This window comes from Pseudodonghicola xiamenensis DSM 18339 (genome assembly GCF_000429365.1).
In the GTDB taxonomy this organism is placed as follows: domain Bacteria; phylum Pseudomonadota; class Alphaproteobacteria; order Rhodobacterales; family Rhodobacteraceae; genus Pseudodonghicola; species Pseudodonghicola xiamenensis.
Genome location: NZ_AUBS01000007.1, coordinates 23,305 through 38,077 on the forward strand (window position 1 = coordinate 23,305; position 14,773 = coordinate 38,077).

Annotated in this window: 14 protein-coding genes; 5 read left to right on the forward strand and 9 right to left on the reverse strand. The window is 64.3% G+C overall.

Features of this window, described 5'->3' with window-relative positions; genetic code table 11:
* Positions 1–58: 58 nt before the first annotated feature.
* Positions 59–1,054, forward strand: a complete 996-nt coding sequence (locus tag G455_RS0109645; protein ID WP_028093520.1) for a zinc transporter ZntB — start codon at positions 59–61, stop codon at positions 1,052–1,054.
* Positions 1,055–1,074: 20 nt separating this feature from the next.
* Here G455_RS0109645 and G455_RS23725 read toward each other — a convergent pair whose 3' ends face one another.
* Genes G455_RS23725 through G455_RS0109660 form a run of 3 tightly spaced genes read right to left on the reverse strand, consistent with a single transcriptional unit; the run spans position 1,075 to position 5,576 of the window.
* Positions 1,075–2,106 (reverse strand): DUF2235 domain-containing protein, encoded by a 1,032-nt coding sequence (locus tag G455_RS23725; RefSeq protein ID WP_051312335.1) that lies wholly within the window; start codon positions 2,104–2,106, stop codon positions 1,075–1,077.
* On the reverse strand, positions 2,084–4,381 hold the full coding sequence (locus G455_RS0109655; protein ID WP_028093521.1) for a xanthine dehydrogenase family protein molybdopterin-binding subunit: 2,298 nt from the start codon (positions 4,379–4,381) through the stop codon (positions 2,084–2,086). The genes G455_RS23725 and G455_RS0109655 overlap by 23 nt, the downstream gene beginning before the upstream one ends.
* Positions 4,382–4,418: 37 nt before the next feature.
* Positions 4,419–5,576 (reverse strand): type III PLP-dependent enzyme, encoded by a 1,158-nt coding sequence (locus tag G455_RS0109660; protein WP_028093522.1) that lies wholly within the window; start codon positions 5,574–5,576, stop codon positions 4,419–4,421.
* Positions 5,577–5,677: 101 nt separating this feature from the next.
* On the opposite strand from G455_RS0109660, the gene G455_RS0109665 reads away from it, so the two are divergent.
* Positions 5,678–6,118, forward strand: a complete 441-nt coding sequence (locus G455_RS0109665; RefSeq protein WP_035366535.1) for an Lrp/AsnC family transcriptional regulator — start codon at positions 5,678–5,680, stop codon at positions 6,116–6,118.
* A 35-nt stretch (positions 6,119–6,153) separates the two neighbouring features.
* Here the strand turns inward: G455_RS0109665 and G455_RS0109670 are convergent, their stop codons facing one another.
* Both G455_RS0109670 and metF read right to left on the reverse strand, forming a co-directional pair.
* A complete protein-coding gene (locus G455_RS0109670; RefSeq protein ID WP_028093524.1) occupies positions 6,154–6,636 on the reverse strand; it encodes a PaaI family thioesterase in 483 nt (160 codons plus the stop codon).
* 58 nt (positions 6,637–6,694) lie between these two features.
* Positions 6,695–7,579 (reverse strand): methylenetetrahydrofolate reductase [NAD(P)H], encoded by an 885-nt coding sequence (gene metF, locus G455_RS0109675; protein ID WP_028093525.1) that lies wholly within the window; start codon positions 7,577–7,579, stop codon positions 6,695–6,697.
* 96 nt (positions 7,580–7,675) lie between these two features.
* On the opposite strand from metF, the gene G455_RS0109680 reads away from it, so the two are divergent.
* Both G455_RS0109680 and G455_RS0109685 read left to right on the forward strand, forming a co-directional pair.
* Positions 7,676–8,581 (forward strand): LysR family transcriptional regulator, encoded by a 906-nt coding sequence (locus tag G455_RS0109680; RefSeq protein ID WP_028093526.1) that lies wholly within the window; start codon positions 7,676–7,678, stop codon positions 8,579–8,581.
* A 135-nt stretch (positions 8,582–8,716) separates the two neighbouring features.
* Positions 8,717–10,492 (forward strand): SLC13 family permease, encoded by a 1,776-nt coding sequence (locus G455_RS0109685; RefSeq protein WP_028093527.1) that lies wholly within the window; start codon positions 8,717–8,719, stop codon positions 10,490–10,492.
* Between the two features lie 37 nt (positions 10,493–10,529).
* On the opposite strand, the gene G455_RS23730 is transcribed toward G455_RS0109685, so the two are convergent.
* Both G455_RS23730 and G455_RS0109695 read right to left on the reverse strand, forming a co-directional pair.
* Entirely contained in the window at positions 10,530–11,006 is a 477-nt protein-coding gene (locus G455_RS23730) for an RrF2 family transcriptional regulator (protein WP_035366539.1), read from the reverse strand.
* Between the two features lie 100 nt (positions 11,007–11,106).
* Entirely contained in the window at positions 11,107–12,147 is a 1,041-nt protein-coding gene (locus G455_RS0109695) for an NADP-dependent oxidoreductase (protein ID WP_028093528.1), read from the reverse strand.
* Between the two features lie 246 nt (positions 12,148–12,393).
* Here G455_RS0109695 and G455_RS0109700 point away from each other — a divergent pair, with 246 nt between their 5' ends.
* Entirely contained in the window at positions 12,394–13,179 is a 786-nt protein-coding gene (locus G455_RS0109700; protein WP_028093529.1) for an inositol monophosphatase family protein, read from the forward strand.
* Positions 13,180–13,206: 27 nt separating this feature from the next.
* On the opposite strand, the gene G455_RS0109705 is transcribed toward G455_RS0109700, so the two are convergent.
* Together G455_RS0109705 and G455_RS0109710 are read right to left on the reverse strand one after the other, a co-directional pair.
* Positions 13,207–13,599, reverse strand: a complete 393-nt coding sequence (locus G455_RS0109705; protein WP_051312337.1) for a GFA family protein — start codon at positions 13,597–13,599, stop codon at positions 13,207–13,209.
* Positions 13,596–14,339, reverse strand: a complete 744-nt coding sequence (locus G455_RS0109710) for a rhomboid family intramembrane serine protease (RefSeq protein WP_028093531.1) — start codon at positions 14,337–14,339, stop codon at positions 13,596–13,598. The genes G455_RS0109705 and G455_RS0109710 overlap by 4 nt, the downstream gene beginning before the upstream one ends.
* Positions 14,340–14,773: the final 434 nt, after the last annotated feature.

Here is a 14,773-nt window from a genome sequence, read left to right on the forward strand (position 1 = left end):
ACGCCTGACCGGGCGGGGCAAACATGGGGCAGGAACGGCGACAGGGGGCAGGCACGGCATGGGCACCGGGCGATCGGCTGAGATTCGGATCTATGGCTTCGACTGCGAAGGCAAGGCCTGGTCCATGCACCCCGATCCCTTGCAGGTCTGCACGTCCAAGGTGCCAGATCATGGGTTTGTCTGGGCGCATGTGGATGGCTGGACGCCCGAGGGGCGCAAATGGTTGCAGTCCGCTGGGATGGAACCCTTCGTGTTGGAGGCGATGCTGGCCGAGGAAACCCGACCGCGTTGCACCGTTCATGGCGATATCGCCCTGATGAACCTGCGGGGTGTCAACCTGACTCCCGGGGCGGAGCCCGAGGATATGATCTCGCTCAGGCTCTATGTGTCCGAGCATATCGTGATCTCGACCCAGATCCGCGATCTGCAGGCGGTCGACGATCTGATGGATTCCCTCGACCGTGGCGCCGGGCCGGCCTCGCCCGGGGATCTGATCGCCCGGCTGGCGCTCCGGCTTGCTGACCGGGCCGAGCCGGTGGTGGCGGCGCTGAACGAACGGGCCGACAATCTTGAGGACGCGGTCGACGCGCCGGAGGGGCCGGGCAGGGCGGAACGCGCCGAACTGGCCGATATTCGCCGCGAGTCGATCCTGCTGCGCCGCTATATGTTCCCGCAACGCGATGCGCTATCCACCCTGGAGATCGAGGATCTGACCTGGCTCAGCCAGCGCGACCGCAGTCGGCTGCGCGAGGCGACCGAACGGGTGACGCGGCTGGCGGAGGAGCTCGATGCGATCCGCGACCGGGCGCAGGTGGTGCAGGATCAGATCACCGATCTGCGGGCCGAGACGATGAACCGGCAGATGTTGATCCTGTCGGTGGTTGCGGCGATCTTCCTGCCGATGAGCCTTCTGACCGGGCTTCTGGGCATCAACGTCGGGGGCATCCCCGGGGCCGGATCGCCCACGGCCTTCTGGCTGGTTTGCCTGCTTCTGGTGGTCATCGGGGTCTTGCTGGGCTGGCTGTTCCGGCGTCTGGGGCTGTTGGGGAAATAGCGCCCGCTGCCCGTGACGGATCAGGCGGCGGCGCGGGCAACGCTTTCGTGCAGCCGCTCTGACGGGTCATGCCCAACCACGCGACGTTTGCGCAGCAGGAACAGCTTGCCCCAGCCGCGCCAGGTCCCCACGGAGGGGGCGGCGGCATCGGTGTAGAACCGCAGTTTCCAACCTGCCGGCAGCGGCAGGCCACAGGCCTCGGCCTGTTCCAGCATCCAGATCAGCGAAATATTCGCCAGCGGTCGCGCCGGTTCATAGCCGCCGAGCTGGCCGCCGATATCGCCATGGGTGCCGCGGAACCAGACCTGTTCGATATGACCATCCCAGCCTTGGGGGCAGTCCCACATCACCGGTTCGAAGACTTCGCGTGTTTCATCGAGGGCCAGTGCATGAAAGCCGTTGCGGATCGACGGGCCGAGGTGATGGCTGTGAAAGGCATGTCGTTCCTCGGTCAGCATCCACAACAGAGGCAGCCGCAGCCCCAGCGCCTTGACCGTGTCCCAGACGCCGACCATCTCGATCCCCACCTCGGGATGGCAATGGACACTGGCAAAGTCGTGCAGCGCCCGGCTGCCGTCCCCGTCCTGATAGAGGCGATAGGCGGTCCGGATATTGCGCTCGGTCGCGCAATCGGCGCGCAGCAGTCCGACCCGGTCGATCACACCGGCGAGCGAGCGCACCGCATAGGCGCCACGGGAATAGCCGATCAGATAAATCCGGTCGCCTGGGCGATAGCGCGACGCGAGATAGCCGTAGGCACGGCGGATCTGCCGGTTGATGCCGCGCCCCATCACCACATCTGCGGTGGCGCGCCAGTTGGGCCATTGCACTCCGGCCTCGTAATAGACCGAAACCCGCGCCCCCATCTCGCGGCAGAGCCGATAGGTCATGCCGGCGTGGGTCTCATACCCCGGTTCCAGCGTCGACAGGGTGCCATCCAGGATGATGACATGCGCCTGCAGCCCGCGGTGGAGGGTTTCGGCAGAGTGTTCAGACCGGAACGGCCGGGCGAACCAGCCGAGAACCCGGCTACGCAGCCGTTGCAGCACCATCGCGGATCAGCTCCCAGAGTTTCAGGGGCGTGAACGGCATGTCGGCCTGCCGCACGCCGGCGGACCAAAGCGCATCCTGCACCGCATTGGCCGCCGCGGCCATCGACCCGACCGTGCCGGCCTCGCCACAGCCCTTCATTCCCATCAGGTTGGCGGTGGAGGGAACCGGTTCCGAGGTGAAGCCGATCATCGGCACATCCCCGGCCCGGGGCAGGGCGTAGTCCATGAAGCTGGCGGTCAGGAGCTGGCCGTCCTCGTCATAGACCACATGTTCGGCAAAGACCTGGCCCAGCCCCTGGACGACACCGCCATGCACCTGACCTTCGGCCAGCAGCGGGTTGATCAGATTGCCGAAGTCATCGACCACGGTATAGCGGTCGATAATCGCCTTGCCGGTCTCGGGGTCGATCACCACCTCGGCCACATGGCAGCCGTTGGGATAGGACCGGCCGGGCAGGGTCGCGCGGGCCTCATGGGTCAGCAGATCGGCGCGGCCGTCCGCCCGCACCATCTGCGCCGCCTCCAGGATCGTGGGCGTCAGGTTTGACCCCGGCGCACGAAAGCGTTCGTCATCGAAGCTGATCGCCTCGGGCTCGACCCCCATCTTGTCGGCGAGATAGGGGGTGAAGGCCGCGATCATCGTATCGACGGTGGCGAGCGTCGCCGTGCTCTGGGTGGTGACGGATCGCGATCCGCCGGTGCCGCCGCCCTTGGCGATGCGGTCGCTGTCGCCCTGCACCACATGGATCAGATGTGCCGGGATGCCGGTCTGATCCGACAGGAACTGGGCATAGACCGTCTCGTGCCCCTGGCCGTTCGACTGGGTGCCGACATAGAGGTTCACAGTGCCATCGTCGCAGAATTCGACCTTGGCGCCTTCGCTCGGATCGCCGAGGATGCTTTCGATGTAATAGCAGATGCCCTGGCCGCGCAGCAGCCCGCGTGCCGCGTCCGCAGCCCGGCGCGCCGCGAAACCGTCGGCATCGGCTTCGGCATGGGCGCGGCCCAATACCTTGTCGAAATCGCCGACGTCATAGGTTTCCCCGGTGGCGGAGGTATAGGGAAAGCTTTCGGGGCGGATGAAGTTCTTGCGTCGCAGCTCCCAAGGAACTGCGCCCAATTCGCGCGCGGCCCGGTCCATCACCCGCTCCAGCACATAGATCGCCTCGGGCCGGCCAGCGCCGCGATAGGCGTCGACCTGGGTGGTGTTGGTGTAATATCCTTCCACCTGCAACCAGGTGGTCTGCACGTCATAGACCCCCATCAGCACGCGTGAGAACAGCCGCGTCTGGATCGCCTGCCCGAAGTTGGAGTTATAGGCGCCAAGGTTGCAGCGGGTCCTGACCCGATAGGCGGTGATCTTGTGATCCTTGTCGAAGGCCAGTTCGGCGACCGAGACCAGATCGCGACCGCCGTGGTCCGACAGCATGCTCTCGGTCCGGTCGGCCATCCAGCGCACCGGGCGGCCCAGCATACGCGCCGCCTGGGCCACGGCGAAATATTCGGGGTAGGGCGCGGCCTTCATGCCGAAACCACCGCCGACATCGGGGGTGGTGACCCGCACCGCCTCCTTGTCGAGGTTCAGCAGCCGCGCCAGTTCGCCCTTCATGCCCCAGACCCCCTGGCCGCCAAAGGCCAGATGCAGCCGCTCCCCGTCCCATTCGGCATAACAGCCGCGCGGCTCCATCGGGTTGACGATGATCCGGTTGTCGCCGACTTCGAGGCTGACCACATGGGCGGCGGTGGCAAAGGCCGCCTCGGTCGCGGCCTCGTCCCCCAGTCCCCAGTCGAAGGCCAGATTATCGGGGGCTTCGGGGTGGATCGTCTCGCCCCCGCGGGCAAGGTCGAGCTTGGCGGGCAGATCGTCGATATCGAATTCGATCATCTCCGAGGCGTCGCGCGCCTGGGTCAGCGTCTCGGCCACGATCAGCACCATGGGCTCACCCACATGGGTGACCTTGTCCCCGGCCAGCACCGGGCGGTGCGGATCGGCGCCTTTCGACCCGTCGCGATTGTCCACCAGCACGCCGGCCATGCTGGCGGTGATGCCGGCGGTCTCGAGATCCGCGCCCGTCAGGACCAGATGCACGCCGTCGGCCTCGCGCGCGTCGGCGACATCGAGATGGCGGATCACCCCATGCGCCACCGGTGAGCGCAACAGATGGGCGTAAAGCGCGCCTTCGGGCACGATATCGTCGATATACCGACCATACCCGGTCAGCAGGCGAATATCTTCGACCCGCGTGACAGGCTGGCTTTTCCCGAATTTTTCCATGGCGCGCCCCCTGCTTTGACAGCTTTTGGGGGGAAGCCTAATCTCCCTCGCGGGAATGTCCAGCCAGCCCCAGCACGGTCACGACATTGCGCACGCCATATCCGTTGAAACCGGTCGACAGGGCGATCGAATAGGCCCCCATCGCGTCGAAGAGGATGTAATCCCCCGGGGCGGTGTCCGATGGCAGGGGTAGCCCGTCGGGCAGCCGGTCGAGACTGTCGCAGGTGGGCCCGAAGACCCGACGGGCGACCCGGCGGCCACTGCGCGGCTTGCCATCGGGGCTGATCGCCCGAACCCGCCCCGGCAGTCCGATGTCGCGCAGATCTACCAGCCCGCCATATATCCCGTCGTTCAGGTAGATGGTGCGTCCGTCGTCGCGCTGCGACTTGACCCGGGTCGCCAGGGTGAAGGCCTCGGACACCATGGCGCGACCGGGTTCGCAGACCAGTTGCGGGCGCGTGTTGGAGAAGGCTCGCGCCGCGGTGGTTCCGATGGTCTGGAAAATACCGGTCAGGTCGGGGGCTTCTCCGGCGCGATGGGCCGGAAAGCCGCCGCCCACGTTCAGCCGCCCGATCCGCACCTCGGCCCGGCCGGCGATGCGGGCGGCTTCGGTGATATAGGCGGCCCAGGCCTGCGGATCCTCGCATTGGGTGCCGGGATGGAACCCGAGCGCGGGCTTCCAACCCGCCGCGGCCACTTCCTTCAGCAAGGTCACGGCCTGATCGGGGGGCGCGCCGAATTTCTCGCCGAAATCATAGGCCGCACCGGCAACAGGCAGGGCAAAGCGCACTGTCACTTCGGCGCTGCGTGGTACCTTGTCCAGCTTCTTCAACTCGCTTGGATGATCGACGGCCCAGCTTTCGACGCCGATGTCGACGCCGGTGGCGATCTCGGCCGGGCTGCGGACCGGGTTGTTGTAATGCAGCACCGCCGCCGCATTGATTGCCCGCACAGCCCGCATCTCGGCGGGGGAGGCGACATCGAAGGCGGCCAGCCCGGCGGCATCGAGATTGGCCAGAACCTCGGCCCGTTCGTTAGCCTTGACCGCATAGCTGACCAGCCCGGGAAAGCCTGTCTGGAACCGTCGCGCGGTGCCCTGCAGGACGGCAGGTGACAGAAACAGCACCGGGTGATCGGGCTGCATGCGCTTCAGATAGGTTTCGGGATCCGCCCAAGGGGTGGCCAGGTGCTTCATCGGGATGCCTCGCATGTGTTTTTCCCAGGCTGGCCTTGTCTTCGGCAGAATTCATGCGTCATTCTGACAAAATGACCAATAGTTTTTGGCGGATTGTCGTAATGATTGATCAGATTGACCAGATGGACCGCAGGTTGCTTGGGCTGTTGCGCGAAAATGCGCGGATGTCGGTGACCGATCTGGCCCGGCAATTGGGGTTGGCGCGCACCACGGTGCAGGCGCGGATCGACCGGTTGGAGCGTGCCGATGTCATTGCCGGCTATACGTTGCGCGCCTCACCTGTCTGCCGGCCGCCGCTGCGGGCGACGGTGCTGATCTCGATCGAGCCGCGCAATGGCCCGGCGGTGCTGGCGCGGTTGCGCAGCCTGCCGGCTGTCGAAACCGTGCATACGACCTCGGGGCGGTTCGATTTCATGGTTCAGATCGCCGCCGAGACCACTGTGGCGCTGGATCAGACGCTGGATCGAATTGGCGAGGCGAAAGGAGTGAGGAGCCTGGAAAGCCTCATTCACCTGAGCACCAAGATCGACCGCGCCCTGTGATCCGGGGCGCAGCTCTTGGGGTGTCGGGCGTGGGCTCAGCCGGGCAGGCGCATCACGATGCAGGTCGTTGATCCGGTGGCGTAAAGCTTGCCATCGGTAACGCCGCGGATTTCCCCATGCGCCACCCCGGTGGATCGGCCGACGTGATCGGCGATGCCGATGCAATCGACTTCGGTGCCCAGCGGGATCGAGCGCAGGATGTTGATCTTGTATTCCAGCGTCGTGTAGGTGGCGCCGCGCTCCACCATCGTCTGCACCGCGCAGGCCATCGAACTGTCCAGCAGCGTGCCGTACCAGCCGCCATGCACAGTGCCGAGCGGGTTGGTAAAGGCGAATTTCGGGGTGCCGCGAAACACCACGCGGCCCTTTTCGATCTCGTGCAGGGTATAGCCCAGTGTTCTCGAGATCGGCGGGGCTGGCAGGCGACCGTCTCGCATGCCTTCCATGAACTCCAGCCCCGACATCTTCGAGAGCTCCTCGGGGCTGAGCAGATCATCCAGACTTTCGGCAAATGCCATGCGTGCGTCCTCCTCTTGACGCCGGGACGCTAGCAGCCCGGCGTCAAGGGGCAAGCCGTTACGCCACGTTCTGCAGGCCGGTTTTCGGCGCGACCCCGAGCGCGTGGCAGACATCGCGAGTCAGTTCGGGGCGGTTCAACGTATAAAAGTGCAGCCGGTCGACGCCGCCGGCCAGCAGATCGCTGCACAGCTCGGTGCACAGGGCGGTGGCCAGCAGATCCTCGCGCCCGTCGCGAACGGCTTTGTCGAAGGCCTCTTCGACCCACTGCGGGATATTGGTGCCGCAGCGGCGGGCGAAGTTGCGCGCGCCCTTCCAGTTCTCGATCGGCAGGATCCCAGGGGTCAGCTTGGCGCCGTCGATGCCGGCCTTCTCGCAGGCATCGCGGAAGCGGAAGAAGGTTTCCGCCTCGAAGAAGAACTGGCTCAGCGCCTCGTCCGCGCCGGCGTCAAGCTTGCGCTTCAGCCAGTCGACATCGGCAGCCGCACTGGCGGCCTCGGGGTGGGTATCCGGATAGCAGCCGACGCGGATGCTGAACTGGCCGGTGGCGGCGAGCGCTTCGATCAGTTCCACCGAATTGGCGAACCCGCCGGGATAGGGGGTGAACTTGCCTTCTCCCTTGGGCGGATCGCCACGCAGGGCGACAATCTCGGTCACGCCGGCTTTGGCGAAATCCTCGGCGATGGTCAGGGTTTCTTCCTTGGTGGCGTTCACGCAGGTCAGATGCGCAGCCACTTTCAGGCCGGAGGACTTGTGCAGGGCGGCCACGGCCTCGCGGGTGAGATCGCGGGTGGTGCCGCCGGCGCCATAGGTCACCGACACGAACCGCGGGCCCAGGGGCGCCAGCGTTTGCATGGTATCCCACAGGCGGAACGAAGCCTCCAGCGTTTGCGGCGGGAAGAATTCGAAAGAAACTTCGGGCACTTTCTGAGTGGCGGCGGACATCTGTGGGGTTCCTTTTGTCTTTTCGATCTTGTCGCATGTTCGGCATTGTGAGACAAACTCATAATTCTCAACAACAATATGAGCTGAACTGTGGGTTTGCATCTGGAGTTCCGTCATCTGCGGACGATCAAGGCCATCCATGAATATGGCGGTTTGGCGCGGGCCGCCGACCAACTCAACATTACGCAAAGTGCTTTAAGCCATCAAATCAAAGGCTTGGAGGATCAGGCCGGGGTCGAGCTCTTTGTGCGCCGCTCCAGGCCGATGCGATTGTCGGCGGCGGGGCTGCGGCTTTTGCGCCTGGCCGAGCAGGTCCTGCCTCAGGTCGAGGCGATGGAGGCCGAGTTCTCGGCGCTGAAGACCGGGAGGGCCGGGCGGCTGCATATCGCCATCGAATGCCACGCCTGTTTCGAGTGGCTGTTCCCGGTGCTGGAGGCGTTCCGGAAAAGTTGGCCCGAGGTTGATGTCGACATCCGCCCAGGGTTGGCCTTCGACGCCCTGCCGGCGCTGATCAAGGAAGAGGTCGATCTTGTCGTTTCCTCGGATCCGGAAGAGTTGCCCGGGGTCGAGTTCATAGAACTGTTCGACTATGCAGCGGTCTTTGTCGCGGCCTCCAGTCACCCGCTGGCCGAGAAAGCGTTTATCGAACCGGAGGATTTTCGCGATCAGACGCTGATCACCTATCCGGTGGAGCGGTCGCGCCTGGATATCTTCAGCCAGCTTCTGATCCCTGCCAAGGTTGAGCCCGCCGCAGTGCGGCAAGTCGAATTGACGGCGATGATCCTGTTGCTGGTGGCGTCGAACCGCGGTGTGTCGGTCCTGCCCGACTGGGTGGTGCGCGAGGTGAAGTACAGCAGCGATTACGTAACCCGTCCGCTGACCAGAGAGGGTGTGACCCGCAGTCTTTATGCCGCCGTGCGCAGCGACGACCGTGACAAGCCCTTCATGCGCGAGCTGATCGCCCTGGCCCGAACCGAAGCGCACCGGCTGCAGGGGCTTTAGCGCCGACGCTGGGCTGGTTAAAGCCGGTGCGGTCACCGGTCGCGTTCACATTTCGCATTTAACACGATAAAATGGATCGTCGATATAGTTTATATCTGTATGGATAGATGAGGGTGTGACGCGAAAGGATACCCGATGACGCTTGAACAGATTTTGGTCCTGCTGCTGGTGGGGGCCGTCTTTCTGAGCTTTTTTCGGGAAATCTATCCGCCCGAGGTAACGGCGCTGGGCGCCTCGGCGGTGCTGCTGGCGACCGGTATCATCGAAACCAAGAGCTTTCTTCAGGTCTTCAGCTCCAGCGCGCCGATCACCATCGCGATGATGTTCATCATCTCTGCCGCGCTGGAGCGGACCGGGGTGTTGGCGGTCTTGGGCGATCTGTTGCGCCGCCAGGCGCGCGGGTCCTACCTCAGGGCGATCCTGATCATGATGGTCGGCACGGTGGTGGCCTCGGCGTTGATGAACAACACGCCGGTGGTCGTGCTGTTGACGCCGGTGATGATCTCGGTCGCCTCCAGTGTCGGGGTGGCCCCCTCGCGGCTTCTGATCCCCTTGTCCTTCTCGGCGATCTTCGGTGGCACACTGACGCTGGTCGGCACCTCGACCAACATTCTGATGAGCGGGGTCGCCCGTGACGCCAGCCAGCCGCCGATCGGTATGTTCGAAATGACCGGTGCGGGGGCGATCTTTGCCACGGTCGGGATGATCTACATGCTGTTCGCTGGGCGATATCTGCTGCCTGATCGCGCCTCGCTCGCCTCGTTGCTGGGTCAGGGGGGACGGCGGCGCTTTGTGGCGCGGCTGCTGATCCCGGCCGATTCCAGATATATCGGCAAGCGGCTGGAGGAACTGCCGTTCAATACGGCGGAAACCCGGGTTCTGGATGTGATCCGGGGCGAGCGGTCGCTGCGGCGGGAGTTGTCCGGTCTGGTGCTGGAAGCTGGCGACAGGCTGGTGTTGAAAACCGGCACCGGCGAAATCCTTGGGCTGAAGGAAAACGGCCAGGTCGAATTCCGCGATATCTCCGATCAGGGGGTGGAGCCGGTCACGGCCGATGCCATGGTGACGATGGAGGCCAGCGTCGGCCCCAATTCCCACCTGCGCGGTCGCGCGCTGGGTGAACTGAAGCTGAGGCGGAAATACGGGATCTATGTGGTGGCCGTGCATCGCAACGATACCCGACTGTCAGAAAGCATTGACGATGTGCGCCTGCAATTCGCCGATACGTTGCTGCTGGAGGGCCCGCCCGAGGGGTTGGCGCGGCTGGTCGAGGATGGCGGTATCGTCAACCTTTCGGCCCTGAACGAACGACCGGTGCGCCGGGCCAAGGCGCCGATCGCCATTCTGACGATCCTTGGGGTGATGTTGCTCGCGGCCTTCGGGGTGATGCCCATCGCGGGGCTGGCGATCATCGGTGCCGTGGTCGTCATGGTGACCCGCTGCATCGACCCCGAGGATGCCTTCGACGCCATCGACTGGCGCATCCTGTTCCTGATCTTCGGCATGCTGGGCCTGTCCCAGGGGATGGAGCAGACCGGCGCCGCCCGGCTGATCGTCGAACAGGTGGTCAGGCTGGTCGAAGGCGTCGGGCCGGTGGCGATCCTGGCGGCGGTCTATGTGCTGACCTCGGCGCTGACCGAGATGGTCAGCAACAACGCCGTGGCAGTGTTGATCGGGCCTATCGTGATCGCGCTGGCACATCAGTTGGGGTTGGACCCGCGGCCCTTCATCATGGCGGTGATGTTCGCGGCTTCGGCCAGTTTCGCCACGCCGATCGGCTATCAGACCAACACCTTCGTCTATGGTGCCGGCGGCTATAAGTTCCGCGATTTTCTGGTGGTCGGTCTGCCGCTGAACCTGATCTTTGCAGTGGTGGCGGTGGTGATCCTTCCGCTGTTCTTCCCGTTTTGATCTGGTGCCCCGGTCGAAAGGGGTCGGCGCCGGGGGCTCAGACCTCCGGCGTCTCAGGGGGCAGGTTTTGCAGGGCGAAACGTTCCAGCGGCTCGGCGTTCTTTTGCAGATCGGCGAGCGTCAGGGATTCGATCATCACCAGATAGCTCCAATAGAACCCGCCGAAGACGGCACGGACGCGACAATTCTCTTCGTCGGCGCAATCCTCGCAGCGCTGATAGGCCTTGCGCGACAGGCAGGGCAGCGGCGCCAGCGGGCCGTCGATCAGCCGCAGCACCTCGGCCAGGGAGACGCTGCGCGCTTCCTTGATCAGCTCGTAACCGCCATTGCGACCGCGCCGGCTGCCGATCAGCCCGGCGCGCTTGAGGTCAAGCAGGATATGCTCCAGAAACCGCTTCGGTGCCCCGGATCGCAGGGCGATGGTCTCGATCCTCAGGGCTTCGCCGTCCTGGGCCTTCTCGTCGGCCAGCACCATCAGGGCCTTCAGCGCGTATTTGGTCTTCTGCGTGATCATCCGTATTCGCCTGCCTACTTGTCCGACAGACTTTAGCAGGATTTCGGGCGATGGCGAGCCGCAGAAAGGGGCGGACGACCTGCGCCCGCCCTTGTGGCGATCAAATCACCTTGACGATCTGCTTGCCGTGGTTGCCACCCTTCAGCATCGACATGAAGGTCGCGGGCGCGTTTTCCAGCCCTTCGGCGACATCCTCGACATATTTGATCTCGCCGCTGGCGACCTTCGGCGCGATCTCGTTGAGGAAGGTGGGGAAGCGGTTCCAGTGGTTCGAGATGATGAAGCCGTTCACCGAGAGGAACTTCACCAGGATATTGCGCCAGAGCGCCGGGGCGCTCAGCCCCTCGGCCGCAGCCCCGGCGCCGAGCCCGCCGGCATCGTACCAGGCGATCATGCCGCAGATCGGAATGCGGCCGAAGTTGTTCATCAGCGGGATCACCGCCTCAAGCACCTTGCCGCCGACGTTTTCGAAATAGATGTCGATGCCGTCCGGGCAGGCATCGGACAGGGCGGCGCGCAGATCCTTCGCAGTGGCATAGGCGCGGTGGTCGAGGCAGTCGTCGAAGCCGAAGGTCTCGGTCGCCATTCTGCACTTGTCGGCACCGCCGGCGATGCCCACGGTCCTGAGCCCCATCAGCCGGGCCACCTGGCCCACCATCGAGCCCACCGGCCCGGTGGCTGCCGCCACCACCAGGGTTTCGCCGGCCTTGGGACGGCCGTATTCCATCAGCCCCTGCCAGCCGGTGAAGCCCGGCATTCCCAGCACGCCCAGCGATGTGGTGATCGGCGCCTGATCCGGGTCGATCTTGCGCAGCATCTTGGCCGGCAGGCAGCCATGGGTGGCCCAGCCGAACATGCCGAAGGCGAAATCGCCGGGCTTGAAGGCAGGCGAGTTCGAGGCGATCACCTCGCCTACCGCGCCGGCCTCCATGGTGCCGCCGATCGGCACCGGGGCGGCATAGGACTTGGCATCGTCCATCCGGCCCCGCATGTAGGGGTCGAGCGACATGTAATGAACCCGTACCAGCACCTCGCCCTCGGCCGGTTCCGGCATCGGGACGGGTTCATAGCGGAAGTTTTCTGTGGTGGGGGCGCCGCTGGGGCGGCTGGCCAGCGCCACACGGTACATCTGGTCTGTCATTGCTGCGTCTCCTCTTCGCGCGAATGTGGCGGCACGGTGCCGGGCATGTCCGGGCTTGGCAAGCAGAGCCGGGGCCGGACCGGGGCAGCTGGGGGGCTGACGTTGCGGAAGAGGGGCCAGCCGATGCGCTTGCTCCGCTGTGTTTTGCGGTTGGCAAGCCGCTTTCACGCGCGTATACGCGCGATCTGATCCCCAGATGCCGCGCGCGAGGCAATGCGCGACCCGACCGATACAGGAGCCGGAACCATGATTGGCAGCGCCAACCTCAACATCATGATCAAAGCCGCACGCAAGGCGGGGCGGTCGCTGGTCAAGGACTTCCGCGAGGTGGAGAACCTCCAGGTCTCGATGAAGGGGGCGGGCGACTTCGTGTCCAAGGCCGATATCGCTGCTGAGGCGATCCTCAAGCAGGAACTTCTGGGCGCGCGCCCGACCTACGGCTGGCTGGCCGAGGAGGAGGGCGAAATCCCGGGTGAGGATCCGACCCGGCGCTGGATCGTCGATCCGCTGGACGGTACCACCAACTTCCTGCACGGGTTGCCGCATTGGGCGGTTTCGATCGCGCTGGAACACAAGGGCAAGATCGTGGCGGGGGTCATCTATGATGCCGCCAAGGACGAGATGTTCTTTGCCGAGAAGGGCGCCGGTGCCTGGATGAACGAAAGCCGTCTGCGGGTTTCCGGGCGGAACCGGATGATCGAGTCGATCTTTGCCACCGGTCTGCCCTTCGGCGGCCGGTCCGATCTGCCGGCGACGCTGCAGGATTTGGCGCGCCTGTTGCCGACCTGTGCCGGCGTGCGCCGCTGGGGCGCCGCTGCGCTGGATATGGCCTATGTTGCCGCCGGTCGTTACGATGGTTTCTGGGAACGCCGTCTGAATGCCTGGGACATGGCTGCCGGTGTCATCTTGGTGCGCGAGGCTGGCGGGCTGGTGCAGCCGATCGACCCGGATGGCGATATCCTGGAAGATCGCGAGGTGATCTGCGCCAACGAGCCGATCTTCAACGCGTTCTCGAAAGTGATCCGGGGCTGAGCCTTACCTGCGTGGCGGTGGCGGGGATCAATCCGGCCCATCCAGCCGGTAGTTCACCCCGTCGGTCCAGGGAATATCACTGAAATCGCGCGGGTCGATGCCATCGAGACACCCGATGTTGATGCCGCATTCCGCCGGGTTCGACCGGCGTTGATGATGTGTGTAAATCCCGCAGGTCTTGCAGAAATAATGGCGCGCCCGATGGGTGCCCCAGGTGTAGAGACCAAGGTTGTCCTGCCCCTGCAGCACCCTGAGCCGTGCGGTCAGCGCGGTGACGGCGCCGGGGCCACGCCTGCGGCAGAGCGAACAGTCGCAGCGTCGGGCCGAGGCGAGCCCCTCGGGCAGAAAGGCCTCGATCACGACGGCGCCGCAATGGCAACGGGCAAGGCGGATCTCGGGGATCGCGGACAGCCCGGTCATTTTCGCCTCGGGACGCGGGGAATGTGGCTCTGACCATAGCGGAACTGCCCCTGCGGATAGGGGGGGCGGCCGCTGTGGCGGGACCAGTAGCCATGCGCGCCGCGCCGCAGCCAGATCGGCAGGGTCAGCAACAGCCCGACCGCGAAACCGCCGGTATGGGCCCAATAGGCGACGCCGCCCTGATTGGGATCGGCGCCGATCCCGCCAAGAAATTGCATCCCCGCCCAGAACCCCAGCATCAGCCAGGCCGGCACGGTGAAGATGCGGAAGAAGATCACCAGGATGATCAGGATATCGACCCGCGCCCGGGGATAGAGCAGCAGATACCCGCCCATCACCCCGGCAATGGCCCCCGAGGCGCCGACGGTGGGGACCATCGACCCCGATGCTGTCATCACATGCACCAGCCCGGCCCCGATCCCGCAGGCGAGATAGAACAGCAGAAAGCCGACATGGCCCATCACGTCTTCGAGGTTGTCACCGAAGATCCACAAGAACAGCATGTTGCCGAAGATATGCATGACGCCGCCATGCAGGAATAACGAGGTGACCAGCGTGGCATATCCTTCCCCCTGGTCCAGTCGCGCCGGGATCAGCGCATAGGGGGCATAGACCCGGTGCAGGATGTCCTGCTCGGGTAGCGACCAATAGCTGAGAAAGATCGCGACGTTGAGCGCGATCAGGGCGTAGACGACATAGGGTGTGCGCCCGGAGGGGTTGTGATCTCGGATCGGAAACATGGGCCGAAGCTGAGGCCTGCGCACCCGGTCGTCAAGAGCGCCCGACCTACAGGGGAGGGCTATGGCCTGGAAGATACATTCAGATCGATATGTTTATTTGTGGTTTTTTGGAAATGGGATGTTGAGATTGATTTGATGTTTTGATTATCTTGAATAAATGTCTGAGGAATCTGTATTTAATAAATCTGGGCGGCGTATGGTTTTCTCTTTGCGGATTTGGATTTGGATTTCGGGTTTTCCGTTTTTAATCGAAGATTCAGCGGGGTCTATGATCGTGGGGAGGAAAGAGATATGCGTTTGAAATTCGTGTGTTCAGCGGTTTGAGGTTTGTTCACATTATCTCTTCGCCTGCACGGCTTGGCTGATGATGTGATCAGTATGCGAATCTGAGCTGAAAGCTGGAGGGTTTTCGAGGAATTCGGAGGGGGTACCTC